Source organism: Mesorhizobium sp. P2_F8 (assembly GCF_056403655.1).
Window position 1 is genome coordinate 1 of the sequence record NZ_JBFUFB010000061.1, and the last position, 5,285, is coordinate 5,285.

Annotated in this window: 6 protein-coding genes; 4 read left to right on the forward strand and 2 right to left on the reverse strand. The window is 57.4% G+C overall.

The window, feature by feature from the left end; translation table 11 throughout:
* Positions 1-92: 92 nt before the first annotated feature.
* Positions 93-998, reverse strand: a complete 906-nt coding sequence (locus AC1DZP_RS35615) for a hypothetical protein (RefSeq protein ID WP_477308959.1) — start codon at positions 996-998, stop codon at positions 93-95.
* A 724-nt stretch (positions 999-1,722) separates the two neighbouring features.
* Between AC1DZP_RS35615 and AC1DZP_RS35620 the strand changes: the two genes are divergently transcribed.
* The 4 genes from AC1DZP_RS35620 to AC1DZP_RS35635 all read left to right on the forward strand — a co-directional run bounded on the left by AC1DZP_RS35620 (position 1,723) and on the right by AC1DZP_RS35635 (position 4,613).
* A complete protein-coding gene (locus tag AC1DZP_RS35620) occupies positions 1,723-1,947 on the forward strand; it encodes a hypothetical protein (RefSeq protein WP_477308961.1) in 225 nt (74 codons plus the stop codon).
* Between the two features lie 546 nt (positions 1,948-2,493).
* A complete protein-coding gene (locus tag AC1DZP_RS35625; RefSeq protein ID WP_477308963.1) occupies positions 2,494-2,775 on the forward strand; it encodes a helix-turn-helix domain-containing protein in 282 nt (93 codons plus the stop codon).
* A 682-nt stretch (positions 2,776-3,457) separates the two neighbouring features.
* A complete protein-coding gene (locus tag AC1DZP_RS35630) occupies positions 3,458-3,610 on the forward strand; it encodes a hypothetical protein (RefSeq protein ID WP_477308965.1) in 153 nt (50 codons plus the stop codon).
* A 799-nt stretch (positions 3,611-4,409) separates the two neighbouring features.
* Complete coding sequence (locus AC1DZP_RS35635; RefSeq protein ID WP_477308967.1) at positions 4,410-4,613, forward strand: hypothetical protein; 204 nt, start codon at positions 4,410-4,412, stop codon at positions 4,611-4,613.
* Between the two features lie 354 nt (positions 4,614-4,967).
* Here AC1DZP_RS35635 and scpB read toward each other — a convergent pair.
* Positions 4,968-5,285: SMC-Scp complex subunit ScpB (gene scpB, locus AC1DZP_RS35640; protein WP_477308969.1), on the reverse strand; the 318-nt coding region annotated here is incomplete at its 5' end.

The following is a 5,285-nucleotide window of genomic DNA, read 5'->3' on the forward strand; positions in this document are numbered from 1 at the left end:
CCAGCCGCAGCATTTGAGGTTCCGCTCATCGAGAAAAACGCCCGCCCGAATGGAGAATCGGGCGGGCCACGAACTGGGATGATCTCAACTATCTACCGAGGCAGGAGATAGCCTTCTTCCAGCTCATCGCGTTGCCTCCCGCCTAGAGCCGCCGCTGCGCTAGCCACGAAGGCGCCGATGACCAAGGACAAAGCGCTCAAAAGCGCAAAGGTTATGGTTGCCTTCCTGGCCGTGTCAGCAGCCTGTTTCGCCTTCACTTTTGCGTCCTGAATCTTGGCAAGGACTGCATCGACGCGCGCCTTGGCATCCGCTTCCGACAATCCCGTCCGCACCGAAACCAGTTGAGACAAGTAGGTCTTGTCATCGGCAGAAACTTCGCCGGCCGCGGCGCCCGCGATCAGAATATGTGTTGCCTGCGCCGTGGCCGCCGCATCGCTTTGGGGGTTGGCGGCGGAAAGCTTGGAAGGGTCAGTCGTCCGGAACAGCGAATCGACGAAGTACGATGTTGCGTTGTCAGCCACCGCACCTGCGTTGGACGATGCACCAGCGGAAGCGCCCATGGCCGCGCCCGAAGCAACAGTCGACACCGCCTGAACGCCCGAGCCAACGACACTAGAGAGAGCCGATCCGAGAACACCGACGACGAGTAGCGTTGCAAGTGCCCAGGCAAGAAACCCGTGCGCGGTATCGCGGAAGTAAACCTCGTCGGTGTGAACGCTGACCCATTTGGTACGCAACCGTCCTGCAAGATAGCCGCCTACGCCCGAGGAGAGCCATTGCACGATGATCAGCCAGACCGCCGTGGAGACCGCGAAAGTCGTAATCGAGGCGCCCGAGCCGGACCATGGCGATACCATAGTTAGTCCAAGGCCGGAACCGAGTAGCATTAGAATGAAAGAGAGCGTGCACGCGGCGAACGCGCCAGCGATGACAGGCCCCCAACTGACGACGGCGGAAGAGGATTCCGTCGAGCCGGAAACGTGTTCAGTTGAGTCCATTGACCCCTCCTATCGCGCGAAAAGCATGATGAGGATGATGATTGGAATCGGAATTCCAAGGAGCCAAAGCAAGATTCCGCGTCCCATGAAAACCTCCCGTAAATTGTTACGACGCAATAACAATTCGTTGCCCGACCTTTCGTTCCTTGACATCTCGTGGCTCGCCGCGACTAGGTATAAGGCCTGCACGCAGCTTCGCTAGGCATCAAAGCGAAGCCCGCTACCTACGATGGGGCAACGGGCCGCCTTTAGCTAAAGCCGAGAGTTGAGGGGATAACACAGATGCGGAAGAAACAGCATCAGACGCGGATTGGTTGCCAGGCGGAGACGATCGCGCCAGTGCGAAGGCGAACAGCAAGTCGAGTAACTTCAGGAATCGTCCCGCGCCCTCGCGATCTCGCGAAAACTGGAATGACGCCTCCAAATCGGGCGCCGAAAGGCTTGTGGGTTCTTCGTGCTTTGTGCCGTTCGGATTCCTGGTTAAGAGACTGTATGGGTCCATCAAAAAGCGAAGCGGAAATCGCGGAGGAACACCGCAACGGAATCTAGTTTGACGAGCTCGCCGCGGTAGCAAGACGATCTAGTTCAAGCCGATTGAAGACCTCTACAACTCTCAGACGCCGGCCACGCCCCGGCCTTCCTGTCGTTGGCTTGCATGAATGGAGGGTAAGTCCCTTCAGGGGAACAGAAGCGCACGTTCCGATGTGATCAAGGGAGGATAAAAATGGTACGCCAGATCGCAATGACTATCGCGCTGCTCATTCAGCTTTCAGCCTCGGCATTTGCAGACACCGCCCAATATTGGGTTGCTAAGGATGCCGTTTCAAAGCAGTGCGAGGTCGTCACAAAGAAGCCAGATGGAACCCTCGTCATAGACCTTACGAGGGTCACCTATAAGACGGAGGCGGAAGCGAATGCTGCCTTGAAGAAGCTTCGAGATTGCGAGTGACCGGGTCTCGCTCGAAGAGCGTCAACAAACGCCCTGCCTTGCCCTCACCTGGGCCATATATGTTGCACTCTCGATCGCGCCAAACTTTGTTGCCTGTCTCAGCCGTTGGCCGAAGTGATCGAAGAGCGGAGACGCCTTTGCCTCGGTTAGCCGGCCACCGATGGCGAGCTTCTCCTCGGGGCGGATGACGCACCTGATATGCTAGCGGCGCGACAATGGCTGGCGACATTTAGCGTAAGATAGGCGCGGAAATTCCTCTTCTTGCAGCTTGTCTGCCGCCAGCTTCTCGAATTGCAGAGGGTCATACCCAGTCCGGCACCGTGGTATGCCGCTCTTCGCCTCACGAAGGCGCGCGAGGCGAAGCCCTGCCAGGGCTAGGGAGCCGACTCCTCTCAATCTCGGTGAAGGTGTCCTAGCCAGCATGCCGCGTCTTGCTTTGGAGAACGCGTAGTTGTTGCATAAGTCACGCCTTATAGGCTTCGCTAGGCCTTAGATCGTCGCAAAAGGCCAAGGAACATTTTAGCCATATTGAATGTTCGAGTTCTTATGGACAGCCGAAACCTACTGTCAGCAGATCAATCAAGAGCAGCACGAGCCCTGCTTAACTGGTCGCGAGTGCGACTTGCGGCAAAGGCCAATCTTAGCGAAATGACGATCAGCGATTTTGAGAATGGCTATAGGAAACCGCGTCCCCACAACATCGCGGCCATGCGCCAAGCGTTTGAGGACGCAGGAATTGTCTTCACCGTCGAAGGCACTCCAATGCTAGCCCGCTCTAAAGGCGATAGCGGTCTCGCCACCGACAATAGAATTTGGCGCCGCCGGTAGAGAAAAGTATAAGGGGAAAAGCCCGCCAACCTCTCTTCTCTGTTCGGTGTCTTGTGGGACGATGGCGGCGAGGTTGCCTCGTAGGGCTTAGGCGTCAGCGCGCAATTCGAAAGTCCAACCCCTCTCGCTCACCTCAAACAGCGCTGCGCAGTCAACGATGTCGTGAAACTGGGCGTTGGGATCGAGGAGCAGTTCATAGGACCTAAGCCGTTTGAGCTCGGCCATCTTCTCAAGTCTCGCTTGTCGCTCCTCGCCACCGGGTAATGCGTGCCATCGGACCTTTGTCACCATAGGGGACCTCACCAAGTGATCCTCCGTATCGCATGCCTATCCAGGAATCAAAGGTAGCCTTTGGGGCGGCGGCAGCGAACATTAAAATGGATGGTGCTGCGGAGTTCCGCTTAAAAAAGCGCCGACGTGGGGCATTCAACAAAGCCCGTTGAAATCCGTATATTAGCAACCCCTTGACGAACCGACTGGCTGCGCCAAAATCCTGGTATTGACAGTGGAGCGCGCCTGCACACGGGCAATCCTTTGAGCAGACTGACCACTCTAAAGAGATTGGCTCTGAACAGGTTCCGAGCAAGCTCCGAGCCACCGAGCAACGCAATATGGAGAGTCTTAGTTGGAGGGGAACGCTATGGTCATCCGGAAGCTTACTTGTGCGACTAGGAATCGCATGATGCCCAACGAAGATCCGAAGCCGTTCGACCCGAAAGCGGAGTTTGTGCGCAAGATGGCGCGTGAGACCGGTATATCCGAGGCCCAGGTGYGGTATCTGATATCTATGGTGGGCTACGATCATTCCTCGATCGTCCGCGAAGCTCGCATCTGACAGGGCGACCGATGAGCACGGGGGCGCAGATTTCTTGTATCACTGGATTTCGGACCATTTGCCCGACCGGGCCCCGAATGATCTGTTGTTGACAGTTACCGACCTAGCTGACGAGGCTATGCGGGAAGCAGATCGCCGAGGCATAAGGGCCGATGAAATCGAGGAGGAGATCGGTTCCGTTTACGAGGCGATCCTTCACGCCATACAGTATCGGGAAGAAGGTGGCCAGAATAACAGGCCGCAGGGTTGTGGTCGTGGAGGGTCACAGCCTCATCTCCCGCACCAAGCGTGCCCGTCATCGTTTCGAGATAGTCACGCGGGTCACGGGCGATCTCTGCGCCCTATTTGCAGAAGGTTGGCATGCCGGGATCGGCGCTAGGGCGACTCCGCACACCGTTCCACTGCCTTTTATGCGATTTCTCGAGCACAGGCCGGGAACATCCGGCCGTTCCCATTCATYGCCCAAGGCCAGTTTAGCGCTGGAAAAGCCAAAGTGCGGGAGTTCAGACATGGCGGCTCCGGGGCCGATGACGGTCGGTCAGCTTCTGGCCTCCTGGAGATAGAAAGCGGCCGGCTGACGGAAGCCATTTTTACGACAGAACGTCGTTGACGGCGTCCGAGGTGGCGCCGCGTCCCATCATCGAGGACGTGCTTCGCGGAAACGCAACGCGCGGCAAGCGAGAGCGAAGCCGGCGCCCTTACCTCCAAGGATCAATTTCGCCGAATTTCTTGCCATCGACGACAGCTTCGCGAAAGATGGACCCGAGACCCCTTGTCATGAGTATGGCCCGCAAATCCGATGTCACCACTGGAAAGACGATACCTGACCGAACTAGCTACAGAGCTGTCGCGACTCTACGGCTTCGCTCGGCAGATGAACGAAATGGACTTCGCGGCCTCCCTCTGCGGCGAGTTTCGCGGGATGCAGAACGCGGGCTGGTCCACCCAAATCACGGCCGCAGACGTTCGCCAGGAACTCGATACCTATCCGACCACCAACTGACGACCGCCGAATATCGCATCGTGTTCCGCGAAAGTGAGACGACTGCAGCTCCAACATGCCATGCGCTCACACTATTATTGCTGGGCCTTGGAGTGGCTATGACGACATCTTCCTATGCCTGATCGTAATTAGCAAAGTTGAAGAGCTCTTATGACTAACCGTCGCAATACACACAATCCCCCAGGCGCGGAACCTCCCCCTACCCCTCATTTAGCGCAGTGCAAGCTCACCGACCAGTTTGAGTCCACCCTGCTTCCAGACTTTTGGCGTCTCTACTGGCCCCGCTACCTGCTGGAGCAATCAGCCTATCGAGCAGCCCTGCAACGRCCAGCGGCTGATGCGCGGCGCAGGCAGCTATTCCTCGACGTCGACGTCGGCGTTTTGATGGCTGGAGGAAAAGTCCGGCATGATGTCACCAGACAGCAACTTCTCCTTCGACAGCAATCCAGCATCCTCAAGCGCCTCGAAATCCGGCAGTTCGCGCAGCGTGTCGAGCCCGAACTCCAGCAGGAATTCTTTTGTCGTCACGTAGGTGTAGGGCGCGCCCGGCGTCGGGCTACGCGGACCGGAAGCGATCAGGCCGGCACCGCGCAGATGACCAATAAAATCGCGACTGATCTCCTTGCCGAAGAAAGACGACAAATCGGCGCGGGTGATCGGCTGGAAGTAGCC

What these genes read in the sequence shown, in the direction of transcription:
- AC1DZP_RS35615 (WP_477308959.1), bottom strand. Translation starts at nt 998, where the DNA reads ATGGACTCAACTGAACACGTTTCCGGCTCGACGGAATCCTCTTCCGCC.
- AC1DZP_RS35620 (WP_477308961.1), top strand. Translation starts at nt 1,723, where the DNA reads ATGGTACGCCAGATCGCAATGACTATCGCGCTGCTCATTCAGCTTTCA.
- AC1DZP_RS35625 (WP_477308963.1), top strand. Translation starts at nt 2,494, where the DNA reads ATGGACAGCCGAAACCTACTGTCAGCAGATCAATCAAGAGCAGCACGA.
- AC1DZP_RS35635 (WP_477308967.1), top strand. Translation starts at nt 4,410, where the DNA reads ATGTCACCACTGGAAAGACGATACCTGACCGAACTAGCTACAGAGCTG.